This is a genomic window from Oscillibacter acetigenes, from assembly GCF_025567605.1.
GTDB classification, from domain to species: domain Bacteria; phylum Bacillota; class Clostridia; order Oscillospirales; family Oscillospiraceae; genus Oscillibacter; species Oscillibacter welbionis.
The window spans coordinates 277,878-299,807 of sequence record NZ_JAOQKG010000001.1; the positions used below are offsets into that span (position 1 = coordinate 277,878).

24 protein-coding genes are annotated in these 21,930 nt (G+C 55.6%); 15 read left to right on the plus strand and 9 right to left on the minus strand.

The annotated features are described in order from the left end of the window. The 5 genes from OCV80_RS01460 to OCV80_RS01480 form a co-directional block, all read right to left on the minus strand. A complete protein-coding gene (locus tag OCV80_RS01460) occupies positions 1–375 on the minus strand; it encodes a hypothetical protein (RefSeq protein ID WP_267288149.1) in 375 nt (124 codons plus the stop codon). A 65-nt stretch (positions 376–440) separates the two neighbouring features. Further along, on the minus strand, positions 441–818 hold the full coding sequence (locus OCV80_RS01465; protein WP_009259419.1) for a zinc-finger-containing protein: 378 nt from the start codon (positions 816–818) through the stop codon (positions 441–443). Between the two features lie 24 nt (positions 819–842). Beyond that, a complete protein-coding gene (locus tag OCV80_RS01470) occupies positions 843–1,955 on the minus strand; it encodes a DNA polymerase III subunit beta (RefSeq protein WP_147570961.1) in 1,113 nt (370 codons plus the stop codon). A gap of 1 nt (position 1,956) precedes the next feature. After that, a complete protein-coding gene (locus tag OCV80_RS01475) occupies positions 1,957–2,445 on the minus strand; it encodes a hypothetical protein (protein WP_147570962.1) in 489 nt (162 codons plus the stop codon). Between the two features lie 13 nt (positions 2,446–2,458). Then, the gene (locus tag OCV80_RS01480) at positions 2,459–5,674 is read right to left on the minus strand and encodes a DEAD/DEAH box helicase (RefSeq protein WP_147570963.1); all 3,216 of its coding nucleotides are present in this window, start codon (positions 5,672–5,674) and stop codon (positions 2,459–2,461) included. A 444-nt stretch (positions 5,675–6,118) separates the two neighbouring features. Here OCV80_RS01480 and OCV80_RS01485 point away from each other — a divergent pair, with 444 nt between their 5' ends. From OCV80_RS01485 to OCV80_RS01500, 5 genes are all read left to right on the plus strand, one after another. Continuing rightward, positions 6,119–6,373, plus strand: a complete 255-nt coding sequence (locus tag OCV80_RS01485) for a heavy-metal-associated domain-containing protein (protein WP_147570964.1) — start codon at positions 6,119–6,121, stop codon at positions 6,371–6,373. 5 nt (positions 6,374–6,378) lie between these two features. Further along, on the plus strand, positions 6,379–7,281 hold the full coding sequence (locus tag OCV80_RS01490) for a helix-turn-helix transcriptional regulator (protein WP_147570965.1): 903 nt from the start codon (positions 6,379–6,381) through the stop codon (positions 7,279–7,281). Positions 7,282–7,354: 73 nt separating this feature from the next. Further along, a complete protein-coding gene (locus OCV80_RS16500; RefSeq protein ID WP_226923292.1) occupies positions 7,355–7,435 on the plus strand; it encodes a DUF6219 family protein in 81 nt (26 codons plus the stop codon). A 19-nt stretch (positions 7,436–7,454) separates the two neighbouring features. Next, the gene (locus tag OCV80_RS01495) at positions 7,455–7,718 is read left to right on the plus strand and encodes a DUF6110 family protein (protein ID WP_267288150.1); all 264 of its coding nucleotides are present in this window, start codon (positions 7,455–7,457) and stop codon (positions 7,716–7,718) included. A gap of 60 nt (positions 7,719–7,778) precedes the next feature. Beyond that, positions 7,779–9,863: a heavy metal translocating P-type ATPase gene (locus OCV80_RS01500; protein WP_147570966.1), complete on the plus strand. Its 2,085-nt coding sequence runs from the start codon at positions 7,779–7,781 to the stop codon at positions 9,861–9,863. A gap of 74 nt (positions 9,864–9,937) precedes the next feature. On the opposite strand, the gene OCV80_RS01505 is transcribed toward OCV80_RS01500, so the two are convergent. The 3 genes from OCV80_RS01505 to OCV80_RS01515 all read right to left on the minus strand — a co-directional run bounded on the left by OCV80_RS01505 (position 9,938) and on the right by OCV80_RS01515 (position 12,422). Continuing rightward, complete coding sequence (locus OCV80_RS01505) at positions 9,938–10,720, minus strand: ZIP family metal transporter (RefSeq protein WP_147570967.1); 783 nt, start codon at positions 10,718–10,720, stop codon at positions 9,938–9,940. 315 nt (positions 10,721–11,035) lie between these two features. Beyond that, positions 11,036–11,323, minus strand: coding sequence for a DUF4491 family protein (locus tag OCV80_RS01510; RefSeq protein ID WP_267288151.1), 288 nt, complete (start codon positions 11,321–11,323; stop codon positions 11,036–11,038). Between the two features lie 97 nt (positions 11,324–11,420). Further along, positions 11,421–12,422 carry an AraC family transcriptional regulator gene (locus OCV80_RS01515; protein ID WP_147570969.1) on the minus strand — a complete coding sequence of 334 codons (1,002 nt, stop codon included), beginning with the start codon at positions 12,420–12,422 and terminating at the stop codon, positions 11,421–11,423. Positions 12,423–12,621: 199 nt separating this feature from the next. Here OCV80_RS01515 and OCV80_RS01520 point away from each other — a divergent pair, with 199 nt between their 5' ends. The 3 genes from OCV80_RS01520 to OCV80_RS01530 are packed head-to-tail and all read left to right on the plus strand — an operon-like array spanning position 12,622 to position 15,427. Next, a complete protein-coding gene (locus OCV80_RS01520) occupies positions 12,622–13,206 on the plus strand; it encodes an MptD family putative ECF transporter S component (RefSeq protein ID WP_147570970.1) in 585 nt (194 codons plus the stop codon). Further along, positions 13,206–13,964: an energy-coupling factor transporter transmembrane component T gene (locus tag OCV80_RS01525; protein WP_147570971.1), complete on the plus strand. Its 759-nt coding sequence runs from the start codon at positions 13,206–13,208 to the stop codon at positions 13,962–13,964. The genes OCV80_RS01520 and OCV80_RS01525 overlap by 1 nt, the downstream gene beginning before the upstream one ends. After that, a complete protein-coding gene (locus OCV80_RS01530) occupies positions 13,961–15,427 on the plus strand; it encodes an ABC transporter ATP-binding protein (protein WP_147570972.1) in 1,467 nt (488 codons plus the stop codon). The genes OCV80_RS01525 and OCV80_RS01530 overlap by 4 nt, the downstream gene beginning before the upstream one ends. On the opposite strand, the gene OCV80_RS01535 is transcribed toward OCV80_RS01530, so the two are convergent. After that, complete coding sequence (locus OCV80_RS01535; protein WP_147570973.1) at positions 15,424–16,389, minus strand: helix-turn-helix transcriptional regulator; 966 nt, start codon at positions 16,387–16,389, stop codon at positions 15,424–15,426. The two genes, OCV80_RS01530 and OCV80_RS01535, sit on opposite strands and share 4 nt — an antisense overlap. A gap of 221 nt (positions 16,390–16,610) precedes the next feature. On the opposite strand from OCV80_RS01535, the gene OCV80_RS01540 reads away from it, so the two are divergent. The 7 genes from OCV80_RS01540 (at position 16,611) to OCV80_RS01570 (ending at position 21,885) form a co-directional block, all read left to right on the plus strand. Continuing rightward, entirely contained in the window at positions 16,611–17,189 is a 579-nt protein-coding gene (locus OCV80_RS01540; RefSeq protein ID WP_055269768.1) for an MptD family putative ECF transporter S component, read from the plus strand. Then, positions 17,189–17,926, plus strand: a complete 738-nt coding sequence (locus tag OCV80_RS01545; protein WP_147570974.1) for an energy-coupling factor transporter transmembrane component T — start codon at positions 17,189–17,191, stop codon at positions 17,924–17,926. The genes OCV80_RS01540 and OCV80_RS01545 overlap by 1 nt, the downstream gene beginning before the upstream one ends. Before the next feature lie 5 nt (positions 17,927–17,931). Continuing rightward, the gene (locus OCV80_RS01550) at positions 17,932–19,428 is read left to right on the plus strand and encodes an ABC transporter ATP-binding protein (RefSeq protein ID WP_147570975.1); all 1,497 of its coding nucleotides are present in this window, start codon (positions 17,932–17,934) and stop codon (positions 19,426–19,428) included. A gap of 15 nt (positions 19,429–19,443) precedes the next feature. Continuing rightward, positions 19,444–19,809: a metal-dependent transcriptional regulator gene (locus OCV80_RS01555; RefSeq protein WP_147570976.1), complete on the plus strand. Its 366-nt coding sequence runs from the start codon at positions 19,444–19,446 to the stop codon at positions 19,807–19,809. A gap of 34 nt (positions 19,810–19,843) precedes the next feature. After that, positions 19,844–20,260, plus strand: a complete 417-nt coding sequence (locus OCV80_RS01560; RefSeq protein ID WP_147570977.1) for a winged helix-turn-helix domain-containing protein — start codon at positions 19,844–19,846, stop codon at positions 20,258–20,260. A 188-nt stretch (positions 20,261–20,448) separates the two neighbouring features. Then, positions 20,449–21,243: an alpha/beta fold hydrolase gene (locus tag OCV80_RS01565; protein WP_147570978.1), complete on the plus strand. Its 795-nt coding sequence runs from the start codon at positions 20,449–20,451 to the stop codon at positions 21,241–21,243. Between the two features lie 78 nt (positions 21,244–21,321). Beyond that, positions 21,322–21,885, plus strand: coding sequence for a class I SAM-dependent methyltransferase (locus OCV80_RS01570; RefSeq protein WP_147571158.1), 564 nt, complete (start codon positions 21,322–21,324; stop codon positions 21,883–21,885). Positions 21,886–21,930 lie beyond the last annotated feature (45 nt).

Below are 21,930 nucleotides of genomic sequence, written 5' to 3' on the forward strand. Positions count from 1 at the left end.
TCACTGCGCCTCACTTTCATCGTCACGGAACAGTTCAATGAGTTTTTGCCCTTCCGGCTCTGAGAGCCATTGCTTTGCAAAGGCCTGGTCCTCCTCGTGAAACAGCGTCGGAAACAACGCCTGAAAGCTGTCCGTCCCGGCCGGAAGAGAATATTCAAACTGCCGGAACGCCAGACCGGCAAAAAGGAAGATTGTTGGCATCAGTTCTCTGACCGTTTTTTCAGAGGGCAGGGTTGAGCCGCTGCACATACGGCCTCCGCATATACGGCACCGGCCGATTCTGCACACACGGACAGGCTCCCTTGCATCCAGGGAAGCATACTCCAGTTCCACATGGAGAAATTCAAAGTTTTGGATGAAGTGGTCGATTTCCACATCGAAATCTTCATCGTGCCAGTCGATGCACCGGCAGAGTTGGTCCTGCTTTTGACAAGTTGGCATTATGCCGCCTCCTTTTTATGTTTGCCGTATTTCCGGCATAGTCGGATCACCTGTTCGCACTCGTCCATTTCCATCATGCCGATGTGGGTTTCGTGTTCCTTCAGGTGAAGATTTTGCGCCAGCCAGCGGTAGGCCGCGCTCCGCGTCCAGCCCTGCTCCCGCCAAAAGCGGTCGAAGATCCGATGCGTCTCCTGACGCTTCAGCCGCAAAACGGTGTTTGCAACCTTCCCCATGGGGCTCCCATCTGGGTAGCAGCCCACATAGGCATTGCAGTTGACGCACAGATAAATCGGCTCGCTGCCTTTGGGGTAGAGCGCCCGGGTCGTGGACTTGATGATTTTTCCGCCGCAGTAGCGGCAGATCGTGGGAATTTTCATATAGGCATGGATCGCCTCCGTTTCTTACGCCGCCTTGCCGGTTTCAGCCGCCTGAACAGGCGCCCTCATGGGAGACTGCACATATCGGGTGGAGCCGGAACGGACCGCGAGAAGGCCGGATTTGTCAAATTCCAGCGTGATCTTCTCCTTCTCCAGGCGCAAATACTCCAGCAGTTTCCTGGAGTTGTAGTAAAATGGCTGTTTGGGTGCATTGAGCACCAGGGCCTTGACCGGGGCGGAAGATCTGCCGCAGGCGCTTTCGGCGCTTACCGTAATCTCATGCTCACCAAAGGCAAGCTCGACCCGGTGATTGCTTTCCGAGACGGACTCCGCGACCTCAAGGGCGCGGATGAACTCGGCAGCATCCAGGTGGACGGAGTATTGGCACTTGAACTGCTCAAAAACACCTCTGGTATTCGGGAATTTCCCTTCCACCAGCCGGGCGGAAAAGAGCAGGGTGCCGCTCCAGAACACCAGGCTTTTCCCGGTCACCCCCATCTCGTAAACATCGCTGTCATTTGAGAGGGAGGCCAGGACTTTGAGAGATCGGGCAGGCAGCAGCAGCTCGATCTGCCCTTTGCACTGCTTATCGCCGTCTGCCTCCATGATGCAAAAGCCATTTGAGGCGGACGCTTTCAGTCCGTCCGGTCCGACATGGAGCCGGACGCATTTCATTGGCAGCGATGGCACTCCATCTTCCGCAACGGCGAACAGCGTATTGCGCGCCAGCGAACGAAGCCCGCTGACAGGCAGGGTGTCGTCCGGAAAGGGAAGCTCCGGCATGGGGTACTTGTCCCCGGAGAGCGCGGCCAGGCGAAATCGTGCGTGCCCGGAGCGAATGGTCAGCTGGCCGGGATGTTCCGTCTCCAGATCCACACCCTGTTCGGGAAGGCTGGCTATGGCCGCGGGGAATAAGGCGGCGCTGATGACAACGCTTCCAGACTGTTCCACAGAGGCGCCCATGGATGCGCGGATCACGATTTCGTAGTTGGTAGCGGTCAGCGTGAGCATGGACCTTCGGCTGTCCGCCTCTACATGAATGCCCAGGACTGCCTCTGAGGTTGCGGTTTTCGGCGCCGCCTTTGCGGTCTGGGCGGCGATGGCAAGGAGTTCATCGCGTTTGACATGAACGAGCATTTCAGCACTCCTCCCCACAATCAACGGCGGCGGGCGGGACGCTGTTTGCCTTGGAACTGCCCGCACGCGGAATCATCTCGCATATCCCATTGTCGTGGAAAATGATGTACTCGGCGCTCTCAAGAGCCTGCCGGGGGAACGGCAAAACCGTTTCCTCCGGGACCCACTGGGGGTATGCACGGGCAAGGCCGTCCAGCGTCCGGTATTTTGCCAGCGTGAGCTTTACCAGTTCCTCAATCAGAGGACGCCAGCGGCCGACGCTCTCCGGTGTGTTCTCCTTGTAGGGAAACTCCCGGATGAGAACATCGTTGTACCGGATTTCAGGCGTTCGGATAAAGTCGGCACGGGTGACGGCACATATCTGGTCGTCGCCCACGGCCCAAACGATTTCCCCGGTCTCCGTGTCTACGGCCTGGATCAGCAGGTAGCGGCGGTGGTCCGGGGAGGAAGCGCACGCTTCCTCCTTGATTTCAAAAGGATTGTCATTCATAGGTCATTCTCCTTTATGCAATTTTGAACAGCGGGATCTGGTCCTCGCTGATCACAGCCTTGGCCGACTTGCGCTTTGCGGGGGGCTTGACTGCGGCCTTCGGCATAGGTGTCGAAACAGATGTTGCCGTGATAACCGGCTTTGGCGTCTGGAGCGGGACTGGATTCCCAAAGGTGAATTCCACGATTGGCTCATTGACTGCTTTCCTTACCAGTACCGTTTCATCCTGGGCGGTGGGGGCCTCCGCAAAAATAGACCATGCGGCGGCCTGCGGTTTGAGATTTGCCATGCGCTTGAACATGGCGGAAACATCCTCCACGCTGTCCTTGATGCCCAGCATGAGCTCCTTGGCCATCAGAGTGGTCATATCCTCGCACTCGGACATAGCGGCAAGGCCCTCCTCTGAGAACGAGCCCTCGATAATTCCCGCCACAGCCAGCTTGGAGGCCATGAGCTTGATTGCCTTGTGCTGCATGGTGTCCCGATAGTAAAACATATAGACCTCTACCCGCGGGGCGGTCTGGTTGATCCGCCAGCTCCGCCGGCTGGCCTGCCTCAGTGTGAACAGCTTATAGCCGGTGTCATAAAAGATCAGCGTGGTAAAAGCGTTCAGGTCAAGGCCTGTTTGCACAAGGGTCGGATTTGCAATCAGGACCTGGAGCCCGGCGCTGAGCCGGTCCGCTACCCATTGCTCCCGCTTTGCCGGTTTGACCTTGGCCGGCATAATGATGGTGTTCCACCCACGGGCGGTTAGCAGCGTTTGAAGCCTCATCTGGCTGTCCAGCCGCGTCCAGTTGGTGTAGATGAGCACCTTTTCCCCTGCGGCAATCTTCCGCTCCACGATATTCAGCACCTCTTCATCCTTGGGGAGGATCGTACCGGGAGCCACCGTGTCTTCCGGGGTCACAATCGGATGTCCGTCCAAAGGATGATAAACGGGCTTTTGCTCATAGGGCTGATCCGGGTAGGCGGTCAGAAGATTGAGATAGGCGGACAAAATTTTCTTTGCGGCCTTTTTGTCATTTTTGAGGACAAATTTGAGTTCTTTTTCGATCTCCTTGTACTCTGCTTCCACCGCTGCGGGCATCTTCAGCGCAACAGGGATCTCCTCGTACTCCGGCAGGTCCTTGCCCATGTCGGTCAGGGAAAGAAACGCGGCCTTGTCCAGCAGGAAGCGGGAATAGACCAGCGGCGAGACGCCTGGCAGAAGCCGGGAGTTCTTCTTGCTCTGCACGGTACGGCGGTTGGAATTGTATTCCGGCTCCTGTTCCACATAGATGTTCTGGATCACGCCGTACTCCGCATCAAATTTGGAGGGATGTTCATACCGTTTGTTGTCCTTGCGCATCTGTGCGGGGCAGATCCGGTAGAGGAGATGGAATATCCCCGAGCTGTACCCGTTGATCAGGGTGGCGGTCATGCCTACCACCTTTTTTGCCGTGCCGTAGAGCTCGGCCATGGCTTCTCCCTGGCCCGACTTATTGGAGTATTCGTGAAGTTCATCCACAATCAGGCCATAGATTTTGCCTTTGTACTTGCGTTTGATGTAGGAGCTCAGCGCATAAGCGCGGTAAGCGCCTCTGGCTGGAAAGCAGGCGTCCGGGTGGTCTTGAATCTCATAGAGCTTCTGGAGCTGACCCTCTCCGCCGGCTTTTTTGAAGTGCTCATAGACCAGCGGGCGGTAAACAAAGCCGTAATCCCCGATCTTGGCCCACTTTTTCTGCCTGCGCCAGGCATCCGGATTCAGGGCTGACCACAGAGAGGCGCCGCAGGCGGCGCATTTGTGATTGCCGCTGTGCTCCCGCCGAAAATAGTAGGACTTGGCCGGGACCCGATAGGATACGCCGTCCTGTGTAAATTCGGCCATGACCACGGCGCCGCACTCCGGGCAGCAGAACACCTGCTTGTGCGGGTTGCCGTCTATGTCCGCCCCATCGTGAAGCGGAGGATTGCGCTCAATGGGAAGCGCCTCGCGATTCCACGGCCGGTAAATGACCGCCGGGGCCCTCATATAGCCATCCCGGGCCTTTTCCTTGGAGAGGACGGCGAAACAGAATTTGTTTCCCCGCTCAAACATCTGGTACAGGTGATCCAGCTCCGCAGGGGTATGGACTACGGCGGCGAAGGCATTCGGTACGGTCTCCTCCAGCTCACGCACCCATTTCTCGGTCACATGGGAGGGGCACAGGATCAGGTTAAAAGTCTTGCTCACCTTGACGGACATCTGGTGGGAAAGAAGTCCCGCAGCCGTTGCGGCGATGGATACCGCCCCGATCTTGCTCTTGCCGGACCCACATTCCGCCACAATGAGCCCCACCTTGCTCCGCTCCAGCTGGCGCTTGATGGCCTCTGCCACCGCAAGCTGGGCGTCGTAGAGGGGATAGCCGGCGTGCTCCTCAATGTACTGGTTGATTGCCAGCACTTCCGGGGACAGAGATTCCGTCGCAGGGTCAAAGAGCGGTACGAACAGCTTCTTGATCCGCTCCGCCACGGTAACGCCGAAGGTATTGAGGTATTCCGTGATAGAGTTGATTTCGTCCAGCGGGTTTAGGCCGACGGTCGCACCCGGAATGGAGATCGCTCCGCTTTTGAGTCCATCCTCCATGACCGCGACGATGTTTTTGTCCTTCTCCTCACAGCGCAGAAGCCACGCCTCCAGCTTACGGGACAGTGACTTGACCTGAAGCGGCCGCAGGATATTCCTCTTTTGCAGTTCCGTGAGGACATAATCCTGGTACTCCGGGATCATGGGAACGGCGGTCTTTTGGTCCACCGCGTCGAACAGCTCCCGGCGTTCCCCCGGTGTGCAGAAAATGTAGGTATTGCGCGGCGGGAGATCCTGCTGGATTTGATCGTCGTCCTCGTCGTTCTTGTCCTTGTCCGGCTTCGAGTCATCCTTGTCGCCGGAATTCTGTTTGGCGGATTGGCCGTCATCCTCCGCGATCAGGGTAGCCTCTGCGTACACTCCGTCATGGCTGAGTTCCCGGCGGTACTGCCTGGTGAGGGTTTTCAAGGAGTAGGTGTCTTTACCGTCCTCGATTTCGATGGTAGCCCCGCCATAAATTGCGTCTGCGAGTCCCTGCACACGCTCCGGGTAGCCGCCAAACCGCAAAGCGGTAAGGGTCGGCGTGGGTTTGGTGTCCCATACTACGGTGTCGGCGTAGCAGAGGAGGCGGATTTGGCTTTTGGGGTCGTAGTAGGTGACCTTCATCAGTTTGCTTGTGCTCATTCATGGTCTGTCTCCTTTCTGTGTTTGATGCACAAAAAAGCCGCAGCCACCCCTGAATGGGGTAACTGCGGTTTTTGTGCGTGGTCGGTCCGGTATTTAGGTTCTGACAAGTCTCCGCTCGGGGCGCATTGACCCCTCCCGGGTAAAAATCTGACCTACAAAATCTGACCTAAATACAAGTAGAGCATACCACCTTTTTCATTCTTTGAACAGTTGCGCTTTTTGCCAGGATAGATTGGCTGTAAAACGCACACTTATGATTGCTTCGCCCACCAAAAGACTTGCAGAATCTTGAGATTTATGCTATTATTGGGTTAGCAAGAACTAACTTCTGGGCGCCAAGATCAGGAGTTCAGATACGCGAAGGTACCTGAAAACTGTTTCTTTGGCGTTTCATTTTGCTGAGAGGTTAGCTAAAACTAACAAAATGGGGAGGAAACTGTTATGCTCCAATATACCATCGTGGTGGAAGGAATGGCCTGCTCTATGTGTGAAGCCCATGTCAACGACGCGATCCGCAAGGCATTTCCCGTTAAAAAGGTCACCTCGTCTCACAGCAAAGGGCAGACGCAGATTCTGTGTGAGAATAGATTGGACGAGGACACCCTGCGCGGTGCAATCTCCGCCACAGGCTATCAGGTCCTTTCCATCCAGTCAGCCCCTTATGAGAAGAAGGGCCTGTTCTCCTTCCGAAAGTAAGCGCCATGCTGGACGCACTTTTATCCTGGGACGGCTGGACCGTTACCCAGTTGCCCGCGGAGCAGGCGGCTATCTTCCGGCTGGAAGGAGTACCCCCCTCGGAAGAGTTCCTGTTTATTCAGGAGTCTGAGGCGCTGGAGATCCTATTCTGCCGCAAAGGCGGGCTTATTTTGGAATGGGCCGGCCACCGGCGTCTTAGCCTCAGCGCCGATCAGGTGCTGTTTCTCCCGGTCCGTACAGAAGCGTATCGGGGCCGGTTTGCTTCAGAGCCATTCTACGGCGCCCTTGTTCGGATGGAAGCGAAAACCGCATGGTCGGCCCTGCGTGCCGTGCACTCCGACCTGGGAGAGTCCATCTCCCGCGCCTGGAACGATCCCTGCATGTTGAGAGCGGCACTCTGGAGCGAAGCCTTGTTTTCTGCCCTGGATTACATGCAGCCGGGACATATCGGAGATTACTATGTCATCAAGGCGCTGGAAGTCCTGTTCCTGCTCCACGCGCAGCGGGAGGGACTGGCCCTGCCTCCGCAGTGCGATTACCATACCCAAAGCCAGATTGACACCATACGCGAGGTCCAGAAATACATGGTGGGGCACTTGGATGAACGGCTGACCATTCAGATGCTGTCCCAGCGGTTCCGGATCTCCGGCACGGCGTTGAAATCCTGCTTCCGTCAGGTGTATGGGGTCCCGCTTCACCAGTATCTCCTGGAGCAGCGTATGGCCCGGGCCGCGGAACTCCTCACGACTACGACCCAGAGTGTACTCCAGATTTCTGCAGCGGTAGGATATTCCAGCGTCAGCCAGTTCGGCATCGCGTTCAAGCAGTGCTACCATATGCCTCCTTCCCAATTTCGCCGGAACGCAAATAAAAATCTATTTGCAACGGTTTTCGTCCGAAACAGATAGAAAAACCTAAGAACCGTATGTTATTATGTGTGCTCAAATAAGGTGCCATGTCTGGCGAGGGAGGGACTATCCAATGAAGCACCACCGTTTCTGGGCCTGGGGCGCTGTTATCTGCATGGTCATGACTTTCATTACCGGGTACCGGCACCGCTGAATGTGAGGTGAACACCATAATGATGAATTTCCATAAAGGAGCCGCCCTGTTTGTGGGCGGGGTGCTGTTCGGCTCTGCCGGCTTCAAGCTGCTGTCCAGCAAGGATGCGAAGAAGGCCTATACCCACATGACCGCGGCCGCACTGCGTGTGCAGGAGTCCGTGATGGAAACGGTCACTTCCGTTCAGGAGAATGCTGCTGACATCCTGGCTTCCGCCAAGGAGATCAACGAGCAGCGTGCGAAAGCGGAGGAGGCAGCCAGCGTGGAGTGCTCTGAAGCGTAACGCGCAAGAAATGAGAGAGGGGCCGCCGGGGGCGGTCCCTCTTGTTCTGTGGAGGCAATCATGAAATTTCAAATCAAACACGAATGCCGCGGGCGAATCCGTGTTCAGGCTGTGCAGCAGCGCATGACGCTGGAGCAGGCCGATATGCTGGAGGCGTGGCTGCTGACTCTGCCGCAGGTGGAGTGTGCGTCTGTCCATGAAAGAACTCGTTGCGCAGTGATCGAGTATCAGGGGGATCGGAAGGATTTACTGAGGATTCTCGCTGGCTTCTCCTATCAGGATCATGCGCTGGCGGAGCTGGTCCCGGTCCACAGCAGCCGGGCGCTCAACCGTGCCTATGAGGAAAAACTGGTGGGTATGGTGGCGTTTAAGGCCGTCCGATCCCTGTTCTTCCCGGCTCCGCTTCGTGCGGTCTACACAGTTATTCGGTCGGCTCCTTATCTGTTCCGGGCGCTTCGGTGTCTGCTGCGGAGACAGCTCCATGTGGAGTTGTTGGATGGAATCTCCGTCTGCCTGTCCATGGTACGGCGGGACTTCGACACGGCCAGTTCCGTGATGTTCCTGCTGCGGCTGGGCGAGCTTCTGGAGGAGTGGACCCACAAAAAGTCCGTGGAAAACTTGGCCAGGAGCATGTCCCTGAATATCGACCGGGTCTGGATGAAAACCGAAAGCGGAGAGGAACTGGTCCCGCTCCACCAGGTACAGGCCGGAGATCAGGTGGTCATCCGCATGGGCGGCATGATTCCCCTGGACGGCACCATTGCGGAGGGCGAGGTCATGCTCAACCAGGCGTCCCTCACCGGCGAGTCCATCCCCGTCCCCAAGCGGCCTGGGAGCAGCGTCTATGCCGGAACGGTGGTGGAGGAGGGCGAGTGCGTCCTTACGGTCACCCAGCAGTCCGGCAAGGGCCGCTATGACAAGATCGTGGCCATGATTGAGGAGTCGGAGCAGCTCAAGTCCACAGCGGAAAATCACGCAGCGCATCTGGCTGATCGACTGGTACCCTACACGCTGGCGGGGAGTGTGCTGGTCTATCTGCTCACCCGCAATGTCACCCGCGCCCTGTCCGTGCTGATGGTGGACTTCTCCTGCGCTTTGAAACTGTCCATGCCCCTGGCGGTTCTCTCCGCCATGAGCGAGGCCAGCCGCTTCCATGTGACCGTGAAAGGTGGAAAGTACCTGGAAGCTGTGGCCCAGGCGGATACCATTGTTTTTGACAAGACGGGTACCCTGACCCATGCCAACCCCGTGGTGGCTCAGGTGGTCCCATTCGGTGGGAACAAGGAGCTGGAAATGCTCCGGCTGGCCGCCTGCCTGGAGGAGCATTTCCCCCACTCCATGGCCAACGCCGTGGTTCAGGCCGCCAGGGAGCGGGATTTGGCCCATGAGGAGATGCACTCCCAGGTGGAGTACCTGGTGGCCCACGGCATCGCCAGTACGGTAGACGGCAGGCGGGTCATCATTGGCAGCGCCCACTTCGTCTTTGAGGATGAGGGCTGCACTGTCCCGCCGGGAGAGCAGGCCGCCTTCGACACCCTGCCCAAGCAGTACAGCCATCTGTATCTGGCGGTTGGCGGCGTGCTGGCCGCGGTTATCTGCATCTCCGACCCGCTGCGCGCCGAGGCTGCGGACGCGGTAGCCGCCCTCCACGGCTTGGGAGTGGGCAAGATCGTCATGCTCACTGGCGACAGTGAGCGCACCGCGGCGGCCATCGCCGCCCAGGTGGGGGTGGACGAGTACCGGGCTGAGGTGTTGCCGGAGGACAAGGCCCGCTTCGTGCAGGCCGAACGCGCACAGGGCCGCACGGTGGTCATGATCGGCGACGGGATCAACGACTCCCCGGCTCTGTCCGCTGCCAATGTTGGTATCGCAATCAGCGACGGTGCCGCCATCGCCCGGGAGATCGCGGACATCACCATCGCGGCAAACGACCTGTTCGAACTGGTACAGCTGCGGCGGCTGTCCGTGGCCCTGATGAACCGCATCCAGTCCAACTACCGCTTTGTCATCGGCTTCAACGGCGGACTCATCGCCTTGGGAGCCCTGGGCATCTTGGCGCCGGCCACCTCTGCCACGCTCCACAACCTGTCTACTCTGGGCATCAGCCTGCGAAGCATGACCAATCTGCTGCCGCCCGGGCAATAAGCATATCCCCGGCTGACCGCAAACGGTTAGCCGGGGATATTTTTCGTCTATGCGTATGTTTGTGAGACTTGCTTTTAGCCCAGTGCCACATCAAGTGCCATCATCAGAGTGAAACCCAAAGCGAAGGTCAGCGCACCAACATCTGAGTGCTCCCCTTGAGACATCTCAGGGATCAATTCTTCCACCACCACATAGATCATTGCGCCGGCGGCAAAACTCAGCAGATATGGAAGGGCCGGAACTACCAGCCCCGCGGCCAGGATCGTCAGCAGGGCACCCAGCGGTTCCACCGCGCCGGAGAGTACGCCCCCCAAAAAGGCCCGGGACTTGTTCATTCCCTCCGCCCGCAGGGGCATTGAGATAATAGCCCCCTCGGGGAAGTTCTGGATGGCGATGCCCAGAGATAAGGCCAGAGCGCCCATCATGGTGATTTGACTCTCTCCGGCCAGATAGCCTGCATAGACCACACCTACTGCCATTCCCTCCGGGATGTTATGGAGGGTAACAGCCAGTATCATCATGGTGGAACGCCGCAGCTGCGTATGAGGCCCTTCTGCGTGGGAACTCTTTTGGTGGAGGTGTGGGATTAGATGATCCAACCCCAGCAGAAAGAGAATACCGGCCCAAAAGCCAATGACCGCTGGCAAAAAGGCCAAAGCCTCCTCCCCGGCGGACTGTTCCATGGCGGGGATCAGCAGACTCCAAATAGACGCGGCTACCATGACACCGGAGGCGAAGCCGGTCAATCCTCGCTGTACCCGATCTCCCAAACCTTTCTTCAGGAAAAAGACGCAGGCGGACCCCAGCGAGGTGCCCACAAAAGGGATCAGCAGGCCATAGATAACCGGTGCTTCCATAGGATCAGGTCGGCCTTAAAGTTCCGCTTGCTCTTGCGTGTGGCTGTGCCGCCCACAGCAGTGCCCGCCGTTGTCTTTCCCGCAGCGGCATCCGCCGTCCGGGTCTGTGGGGTCCAGGTGCAGAAGATCGACTTTGACGGGGGTTTCCTGCGTTCCCAAGGATTCCAGGTGATTGAACATAATCTGTCCTCTTTTCTATCGTAATTTTGCTTGCATAATAGAATATGCTTCAAGGTTAGTTATCGCTAACCGCATAACAATTATATAAAACCATACACACTCTGTCAAGAGGATGGAAATAGGCAGGCCCCCTGCCTATTTCCGCTTTGGATTTTTTGGAAACCAGCCCCGCTCCACCCTGCGGGCCTGCTCCTTCAGCTCCCGGATGCTCCATATGCAGGCAACGCCCAGCAGCCCCAGAAGGACAGAGAAAAGGCCCTGGATGAAAAGCGCGGCGATCAGGCAGAGCAGGCCCGCGATCAAAAATACCGGCCAGACACTCTGTGTGAAGTGATACTCAAACCAGATCACCAGAGGATGGAACGCCCCAATGATCACAAGGGACATCACGCCGACAACTACGCCTTCAAAGTTTAATTCCACAGACACCACCTCCCGGATATTGTAACATTGATTTTTGGAGCCGGGCAAGTTGGATACTGTAAAATCTTGAGATATTTGTGTGTTCTGTCCGTCAAAGTTACTCATGGCTAAGGCGCTCCAAGTGCTTCCTGCGCCGATACTCTAACGGGGATATGCCGAATTGCTTCTTGAATACCGCGGCGAATTTGCTCTGGTTGATGTATCCGACCTGTTCCGCCACCTCAGATACCGAAAGACGGCCGTCCGCCAACAGTTCCGCGGCTTTTCTCATTCTGACCTCCCGGAGATACGCCGATATGTTTTGCCCGAAGACGCCGCGAAAATAATTTTTCATACTGGTTTCGCTGATAGAAAACCTCGCGGCCAGTTCCCAGGCCGGATGATGCTGCCGCAGGTCGGCTGTGATAATCTGTTCCACCTGTTTTGCAATGCTCACCTGCGTTTCTGTAAAATAGGCGCAGACTTGGGACGGAGGGATTTCCTTCTGCGCCATCAGTAGCGAAAACAGCGCCAGAGAATAGATCTTCATCTGCATTACAGCAAAGGGCATAGGCTCATGATACAGTGACCATAGTTTTTTCAGCAATTCTTCCGCGTCGGGGACAGTCTTGGAGATGTAGGTACTTCCGTTCGGGCAGAATCGCTCCGTGGCGCCGTGAAAATCAAGCCCGAATTCCTCCAGAAGCCATACACTCTGCGCCGCAAGCGTATCAAGCTCTGCAAAGAACTCCAGCCCCTCGTAGATACGGCGTGGATAGACATACTGCCTTTGAGCAAAATGTTCTGTCAGAGACAGATCCCCATCCGTCACATACACAAAATTTCCGTTATTCAGAATGATCTCACAGCGCCCAGTTACGCAGTAGTTCAGAAGCAGCGGGCCTTTTTCATCAGAGCCCTCTCCTCGAAAATCCGGTGCTGTCCAGAGCGGAGCGTTTACTGAAATATAAGCCAGTGTCAGTCCCGGGAAAAGCGGGAAAAATGTCACAGAGCCTTTTCCGTCCTTCTCATTTAGAAAAAGCCCCGCGCTGTATTCTCCCCGTTCGATAGATATTCCGGGAACTTCGACGCATTTTCGGATAATCTCATCAATGTTCATGGGTGAGTCCTCCTCCTGGCTCCACAAGAAAAGAATTGCTTTTTGCTATATTATAGGCGTGAAGAGTCTGGCTCGTCAATTCAAAAACTCGGTGTTGATTGGAGCTAAAAAGCTGTTCAGTTGTAGAAACGCCAGTCCGGGTATGGTATTCTATGACGGGGTTAGAATGAGCTAACCAATGAATGCGGAGGTGTTTCTTATGAACAACAAGATTCAGGCAAAAGATTTGATCAACCTTGGGCTGTTCACAGTACTGTATTTTGTCATCGGCTGCTGTGTCGCAATTCCCATCGGGTTTGTACCAATTTTCCTTCCCGTCCTGGGGGCGCTTTGGGCGCTGATCACCGGCATCCCATTTATGCTGTTCCTGACAAGGGTGAAAAAGTTCGGGATGGTCACCATTATGGGCATTTTGAGCGGCCTGCTGATGGGGTTGACCGGCATGGGCTTCTGGGGCGTCCCTCTGGGGGCTGTTTTTGGACTGCTGGGTGACCTGATTTTGAAATCCGGAGGCTATAAGAGCGCCAAAAAGAGCCTGCTGGGGTATGCGGTGTTCAGCCTTTGGATGGTGGGTACCTATATCCCCATGTACTTTATGGTGGAAGACTCCTGGGCGAGCTTTGCGGCCAGCTTCGGAGAGGAATATGCGGATCAGGTAATGGCTGTCATGCCGATGTGGAGCATAATCCTGGTAATTGCAGGAATCTTTATATTCGCCATTTTCGGTGGACTGCTGGGCAAGGCCCTCCTGAAAAAGCACTTTGCCAAGGCGGGCATTGCGTAATGAGCAGCGCATCATACCCCACAGTAACAGCAAGCAAGAAAGGCATCCAACTGGACCCGCGCACCAAGCTGCTTCTTCTGCTGACCATCACCACCCTGATGTTCAGTACCAGCAACGAGGGGATCATGAATTTGATAAAGCCACTTTTGAGCCTCGTCCCATTTATCCTGATCCTCTCCGAGCGACGATTTCAGACGGCGGCAAAGTACCTGATTTTGTACGCAGCCTGTTTTGCGCTGGAGCGTGTGGCCCTGATCTGGGCAAGCGGGCTTCCCTCCTTTGTCCTGCTGGCGGTCACATCCATCATGACCCGCTTTGCACCCGGTATCATGATGGGCGCCTATCTGATTGCGTCCACATCGGTGAGCGAATTCATTGGCGCCATGGAGCGGATGCACCTGACGGAGAAGATCGTGATCCCGCTGTCGGTGATTTTCCGCTTCTTTCCCACCGTCAGCGAGGAGTATCAGGCCATCCGGGACGCTATGAAGATGCGCGGGATACGCTTCGGAGGAAAGAACCCGTTTCTGATGGTCGAGTACCGGCTGGTACCGCTTATTGTATCCGTGGTCAAAATCGGGGATGAACTTTCCGCTGCCGCCTTAACGCGGGGCCTTGGGGCTCCGGGAAGGCGTACCAATTTGTGCCGGCTTGGGTTTCATGCACAGGATCTTATGGCGGCGCTGTTCTGCGTCGCCTGCTTCGCTCTGTTTCTGCTCCAGCCGCAGATCGCTTTTTGGGGAGGTGTCAGAGGATGATTCAGATTGACCATGTGACCTTCTCTTATGGAGAAGAAACGGAGCATACCGGTGGTGTTCGGGACATTGAGCTTCAGATCAAGCGCGGCGAGTTTGCCGTGCTCTGCGGCGAGAGCGGCTGCGGAAAAACCACGATCACCCGCCTGATCAACGGCCTGATCCCCCATTATTACGAAGGGAAGATGAGCGGCGGCGTGTGGGTCAACGGGGCTGAAGTGTCAAAACAACCGCTCTATGATACGGCGAAAATCGTGGGCAGCGTGTTCCAAAACCCGCGTTCCCAGTTTTTTAATGTAGATACAACCAGCGAGATCACCTTTGGCTGTGAAAATCTGGGCCAGCCGGCAGAAACAATCCGGGCGCGGCTGGAGAGGACGGTCTGTGATTTCCGATTGGAAAAGCTGATGGACCGGAATATCTTCCACCTCTCCGGCGGGGAGAAACAAAAAGTTGCCTGCGCCGGCGTGTCGATCATGGAGCCGGAGGTACTGGTACTGGATGAGCCATCCTCCAATCTGGATGCGGCATCCATTTCCGACCTGCGGAAAACCCTGGCTTTCTGGAAAGGTCAAGGGAAAACCATCGTCGTATCGGAACACCGGCTCTATTATCTCTGCGGTCTGGCGGATCGTTTTATTTATATGAAGGGCGGCAAAATCACACGGGAATATACTGCGGAGGAATTTAATGGCTTGTCGGAGCAAGCCCGGACGGAAATGGGGCTGCGCACTTTCGCCCTGGAACAATTACAACCGCCGCAAACACCGCAATGCACAGGGACGGAACTGGAGCTGAAGCAGTTCCGCTTTGCGTATCCCCACGGATCGGCAATCCTGCACATACAGGATTGCACTATTCCGGCCGGCCGCATTGTAGGCATCATTGGTAATAACGGGGCTGGCAAGTCCACCTTTTCACGGTGCTTCTGCGGGCTGGAGAAGCAATGCGGCGAGGTAATCTGGAACGGCAGGCGATACCGTCCGAAAGATCGGCTGAACACCTGCTATATGGTCATGCAGGAGGTAAACCATCAACTCTTTACAGAAACAGTCCTGGACGAAGTGTTGATCAGCATGGAGGAGCCGGATACAAAACAGGCAGAGGAAATCCTGGCCCGGCTGGATCTCCTCCCGTTCAGAGACAGGCACCCCATGTCGCTTTCCGGCGGGCAGAAACAGAGGGTGGCCATCGCATCCGCCATTGCGTCAAAGCGGTCTATTCTCTTTTTTGACGAACCCACCAGCGGCCTTGATTACCGGCACATGAAAGAGGTCGCCGCTGTTTTGCGGCAGCTCAGCGCGGAAGGTGTCACTGTTTATGTGATCACACACGATCTGGAACTGCTGCTGGACTGCTGCACGGACATCATCCATTTCGCCCAGGGAAACATTGTCGGCCAATATCCTATGGATGCGGGCGGCCTTTCAAGGGTCTGCGCTTATTTTATGGGAAGCGGCGCCTAAAGTGCGGCCAGCTTCTGTGCGCGCCGGTACTCCAGCGGGGACATACCAAACTGCTTCTTGAATACCGCTGCAAACTTTCCCTGATTGGAATAGCCAACCTGCTCCGCGATTTCCGCAATGGGGCGGCTGGTGTCCGCTAAAAATTCAGCGGCGGCTTTCATACGGGCCTCCCGCAGATAGGTGGAGATGTTCTGGCCGTACACCCCACGGAAGTAGTTTTTCAAGCTGGTTTCTCCAACGGAGAATTTTTCCGCCAGCAGACGCACGGGGATGTGTTTCCGGAGATCTGCGGTGAGGATTTGTTCTGCTTTTTTGGCGATCCCCACCTGAAGTTCCGTATAAAAGCCGCAGGTTTTTGAAGGGCGCGGCTCTGTATGGAGCAGTTCGTAAATCAGTTCCAGCGTATAGATGCGCAGATAAAAGAGAGACGGCTGCTCCGACAGTGCCCAGAGTTTGTGGAAAATGGCGGTAAGTGTGCTGTCCGCCTCATTGATATAGGTCTTTTGTCTGCGGCAATAGTTCTCACGCAGCAGAGTAAAATCCAGTTCAAAAGCGGACATCAGTTCCTGAGCGTGATGAGAGAGCTGTTCTATATCAAAATAGATTTTGATGCCCTGATAGAGCCCGGTGGGGAAAATATAGCCGTCCTGGGCCGTCTGCTCACTGACGGCAAAATCATTTTCCTTCAGGTATATGTAGGCTCCGTCATCCAGAAGAAGCTCACTTCTTCCTGCAACGCAGTAGTTGATCAGCAGGGGCCGCAGCTCGGCATTTGCCTCGGACTCCGGCCAATTTGAGGCGCTTACCTGAATAAACGCCAGGGTTACCCCCGGAAAGAGCGGGTGGAAGACCATCCTCCCGCGGCCGTCCTCCTGCTCCAAAAGAAGTTCGCTGCTATTTGGGCCGCTTTTCCACTCTACGCCCAAAACGGTATCACTGTTTTTCAGGATACTTTCCATCATGTCGCGCAACAAATTTTCCCCCTTTCGCGGCAAAATGATTGAGTTTATTATAGGCCGCCTCCCTTTAGGGGTCAATCATCAAACAACATGGAAGAGAAAACTCCTTGCTATTCGGGCCTAAACTGTCGGTATGTGCATAGAAGCGTGATTTGATCTGTGCTACTATTACGACGGTTAGCGTTGCCTAATCCGAAAATCAATCATGTGTAGGAGGATTCTCAATGAACAGGCTTCAAGGGAAAGATTTAATCAACATCGGTATTTTTACGGCGATCTACTTTATCGTGATCTTTGCCGCGGCGTCTATTGGCTTTATCCCTATTTTCATTCCGCTCATCAGTGTGATCGTTCCGCTGGTCGGCGGCATCCCCATGATGCTGTTTTTCTCCAAAATCAAAAAGTTTGGTATGCTGACCATCTGCGGCCTGCTGCTCGGTATTATTATGCTGCTTACCGGAATGGGCTACTGGTGCATCCCCACCGGCCTGATTTTTGGATTGATCTCTGATTTCATGATGAGGGGCTGCGGCTACAAAAACGCCAAGCGCGAAGTCCTGATCCACGGCGTTTTCTCCATGTGGGTGATCGGCGCGTTCATCCCTATTGTTGTGACACGGGACGCTTACTATCAAAATCTCCTTCCCGGCTATGGACAGGAATATGCAGACACGCTCATGGCCTATATGCCGGACTGGATTTTGCCGGTGCTTCTGGTGGCGGCCTTTGTCAGCGGGCTGGTGGGCGGCCTGATTGGACGCAAAATTTTCAAAAAGCACTTTGAACGGGCGGGAATTGTATAATGAGCCGCGAGCTTCTTGCCAGTCAGAAAAACCACAGTGGGATTGTTTTAGATCCCCGCACAAAATTGGCGGTGCTGACCACCATAGCCGTTTTCATTTTGGGCGGCTCGTATGAAGGCGTCATGCAGTATTACATCATTGTGCTGGCGGCGATCCCCCTGCTGCTTCTGCTCTCGGCAGGAAAATGGAAAGGCGCTGTCCTCTATCTCCTGATTTTTGGAGGAAGCCTCTGCTTGGAACTGTTTGGACTATCCTATCTGACCGGGGTTGCAAATTTTATCGCGGTTGCCATTGTGGGGCTGTTCCTCCGGTTTACGCCGGGAATTGTCATGGGGTACTTCGTAGTCACGACCACAACCGTCAGCGAATTCGTGGCCGCCATGGAGCGGCTTTACTTGCCGCAGCAGATCACAATCCCCATGTCGGTCATGTTCCGCTTTTTCCCGACGGTGGCGGAAGAATGGAGCGCCATTGGGGACGCCATGCGGATGCGCGGCGTACGCTTTGGCGGTGGAAAGGCCGGCTCTATTCTGGAATACCGCATGGTTCCCATGATGATCTGCTCCGTCAAGATTGGAGAAGAGTTGAGTGCGGCGGCACTGACCCGCGGCCTGGGCGGACCGGTCAAGCGGACCAACATCTGTAAAATCGGGTTTCGCGCACAGGATATTGTGTTGCTCCTGATCTGCCTTGGGGCATTTGCCGCGCAAGTCTATGTGTGGGCTGCAAGGGGGTGAATGCCATGATTGCGTGCAGAGATGTGTCGTTTTCCTATCCGGCAAGCGGCCCTGTGGATGGGAAATGCCTGACGGAAGGGGCGCTGAAGCATATCACCTGTACGGTTGAGGACGGCTCCTTTGTTCTTCTCTGCGGGGCCTCCGGCTGCGGCAAGACAACCTTGACCCGTCTGCTGAACGGCCTGATCCCCCATTACCACGAGGGGACTTTTACAGGCTCGGTCTATCTGGATGGGAAAGATACCCGCGAACTGTCGCTTTTTGAGATTTCTCAAAAGGTAGGCTCTGTGTTCCAAAATCCACGCTCCCAGTTTTTCAATGTGGACACGACCAGCGAACTGGCCTTTGGCCCGGAAAATCACGGATTGCCCGAGAAGGCCGTCCGCGAGCGGGTCCGCCGGGTGGCGGAGCAGCTGAAGCTGGAATCTCTGCTTGACCGAAGCATCTTCTCCCTCTCCGGCGGGGAGAAGCAGAAAATCGCCTGCGGGTCAGCGGCAGCAATCGAACCGGATATTTATGTCCTGGATGAGCCGTCCTCCAATCTGGACGCTTACGCGATTGCGGATTTCCGAAAACTGCTCATGCTCTTGAAGGCCCAGGGGAAAACCATTGTCATATCAGAACACCGGCTCTATTATTTACGCGATCTGGCCGACCGTGTCCTCTATATGAAGGATGGGGAGATCCAAGGCGACTACACCGCCGAGGAATTCCAAAGCCTGCCCGCAGAGCAGAGGGATCAGATGGGGCTGCGGCCGCTGGAGTTAAACTCTTTAAGGAACATAGCGGCGCCTTGTGACAGGGGCGGGGACTCCGAATGGAACATCCGCCAGTTTTTCTTTGCATACAAGCATCAGCCGGAAACCCTGCACATTGACGAGGCTGTATTCCCCTTTGGCGGTGCAACCGCAATCATTGGGCATAACGGAGCGGGAAAATCCACCCTGTCCCGCTGCCTGTGCGGGCTTGAAAAGCGGTGTGGCGGCACTGTGCAGGAACGGAGCAGGATTTATTCCAGAAAAGAGCGGCTGAAGCTCTGTTATATGGTGATGCAGGATGTAAACCACCAGCTTTTCACAGAAAGCGTGCTGGATGAACTATTCCTGAGTATGAGTACAGAGGATCGGGCCAAGGCGGAAGCTGTGCTGGCTGCGATGGATCTGCTCCCATATCGTGAGCGCCATCCCATGGGGCTGTCCGGGGGACAAAAGCAGCGGGTGGCCGTCGCCTCCGCGATTGCATCGGAACGGCCGCTGATCGTATTTGATGAGCCAACCAGCGGGCTGGACCTGTTTCACATGAGGCAGGTGGCGGAGATGGTGAACAGAGTTGCGGAGCATGGGAGAACAGTGGTTGTAGTGACGCACGACCCGGAATTTATTTTGCGGTGCTGTAACTTTGTTATCCACATGGAGCACGGCGAGATTCAGGAAAGTTACTCCCTCTGTAAGCCGGAGGGCAGAGAACATTTGCTGGATTTTTTTCTGAGCGATATGGAATAGGAAGTAGGCGGTAATATGAAACTCCATGCGTCGGGCGAGGATTATCTGGAGGCCGTGCTGGTACTCCAAAAGGAAAAGGGCATGGTACGCTCCGTGGATGTGGCCCGGCACCTTGATGTATCGAAACCCAGTGTGTGTCATGCGGTCTCTACTTTGAAAGAGGGTGGGTTTCTCACCATGGACGAAAATTCTTTCTTATTCCTGACGGATGTGGGCCGGGAGGTAGCCGAGCAGACCTATGAAAAGCACTGTTTCTTCACCCGCCAGCTTGTCGCGGCCGGGGTCGATCCCCAGACCGCGGAACGGGAGGCCTGCCGGATGGAGCACACCATCAGCCAGCGATCCTTTGAATTACTGAAAGGGGCGGTGGAGCCGGAATGACCGGTGAAAAATCAGAAGAAGAGGTGGTCCCCGCATGGGGAAGCTGCTGATTTTATCCATTACAGATGGCGAGGAACAACTCCTGGACAATCTCAAGGACTTCCTGGCGGAAGAGCCTGGAATTGAAATCGTGGAGCCGCCCGCCGCAAAGCATATCCTCACCTTTCCCGGCCTGGAGCTGCACCTGCGCAAGCAGACGGCAAAGTGGCGGGGCCAGCCCCTCCACCTTACGCACCTGGAGTTCTTCACGCTGGCCTACCTGGCCCGGCACCCCGGCTGGATTTTCACGCAGGAACAGATCTATGAGGCTGTATGGCACGAGTTCCCGGAGGACTGCGGCGCAGCTGTGGTCAATATCATCAGCCAGCTCCGCCGGAAGATGGGCCCGGGCAACCCCATCCGCACGGTACCCCACAGCGGCTATAAGTTCGAGCTGCCTCCCATAACCTGAGAGGCCTTTTCCGAAAAAATGCAGTTATCCTCTATGGGTAACTGCGTTTTTTGTGTAGGCAGAGATTTGTAGCTGATAAAAAGGAAAGGTATGTGATTGACGCTCCACAGCTTGCGTGTTATACTTCAGTTAGCAGTAACAAACCATATAGGAACGCCAATTTACAATTAGGGAAATGGAGGGACGATATGCGTTTAGGCTCTTTTCAGCTTCCCAATGGTGCAAGCCTGTCCTATGCGGAATATGGGACATCAACGGGCAGGCCGGTACTCTTGTTTCACGGCTTAGTGGGAAGCATATGTTCAGAGGGAATGGAGGAGTCTCTTTGCAGACTGCCCATGAGGGTAATCGCTCTTGCCCGTCCTGGTTATGGAGCCTCTGACTACTTCGATATGGACTGCGTAGCCGACTGGGGCCGGCTGCTGGCTGAATTTTGGGATTGCCTGGATCTCCAGAGCTTTGACATCGTGGGCATCTCCGCCGGCGCGCCTTATGCGTATAGTCTGGCGGCCCTCTATCCTGACCGAATTGGCACGCTCTATATCAACAGCGGCATACCTGCGGTCTGCTTTCCAAATGTTCTGGCGCAATATCCAGCTCAGGATGCGGCGCTCTATCATGCGTTCCGCAGTATGTCACGGCAAGAGGTGGGGCAGGCTTTATATGACAGTTATCTTCCCCTCTTTCCCGAGGCGGCCTTGCAGAGTCAGGATTTCCGGGACTCTATGGGCAGTGATCTCCGGAATATCGGTCAGGAAGCCAAGCTCCAGGAAGCACCTTGGGGATTTAAGCTGTCTGAGGTGCAGTGTCCGGTTGTATTGCTTCATGGAACAGCCGATTCCGAGGTGCCTTACAGTGCCATGGAGGAGACTGCCAAAGAACTTCCTCATGCCCGCATTATCAAACTGGAGGGGGAAGAGCACGCATCCCCCGCAATCACGGACAGACTGATGGAGGAATTACTCCAGCAAGACAAGGTATGAGCAGGTTATTCAGGAGGGATAGCAGTGGGCGGATTTTTTACTAACACCCGAAAGCCGGAGGGCTTGGGTGGGAGGCTGATGGTCGCCATGATGAACTGGGGACACGCTCCAGTGGCCCGCTGGGGGCGGAGCTTCCTGAGACTGAAAGCAGGAGCCAGCATACTGGACCTTGGTTGCGGCGGCGGAGCCAATCTGGCCGTCCTGCTGAAGCTGTGTCCAGACGGCACAGCCGTGGGTCTGGATTACTCCTCCGTCAGCGTGAAAAAAGCGAGCGCTGTAAATTGCCGAGCCATCGCAGAGGGACGGTGCCAGGTAATCCAGGGGAATGTGCAGGAACTGCCTTTTGCAGATGACTCCTTTGAGCAGGTCACGGCATTTGAAACCATTTACTTCTGGCCCAATTTGGAGGAGGCCTTTCAGCAGGTGTTCCGAGTGCTGAAACCCGGCGGAAGTTTTCTTGTCTGTAACGAGTCAAACGGAGAAGACCCCAAACAGGAAAAATGGTGTGACATCATCGGCGGCATGACCATCTACACCGGCGAACGGCTCTTCGAGTTGCTCTGGGCAGCGGGATTTATTCAAGTCGAGATCCATCAGAGAGAGGATCGGAACTGGCTGTGTATAACAGCCCAAAAGCCGTAGGTATGGACCACGCACAAAGCAGACTAAGACAAGGCCAGCAGGCAG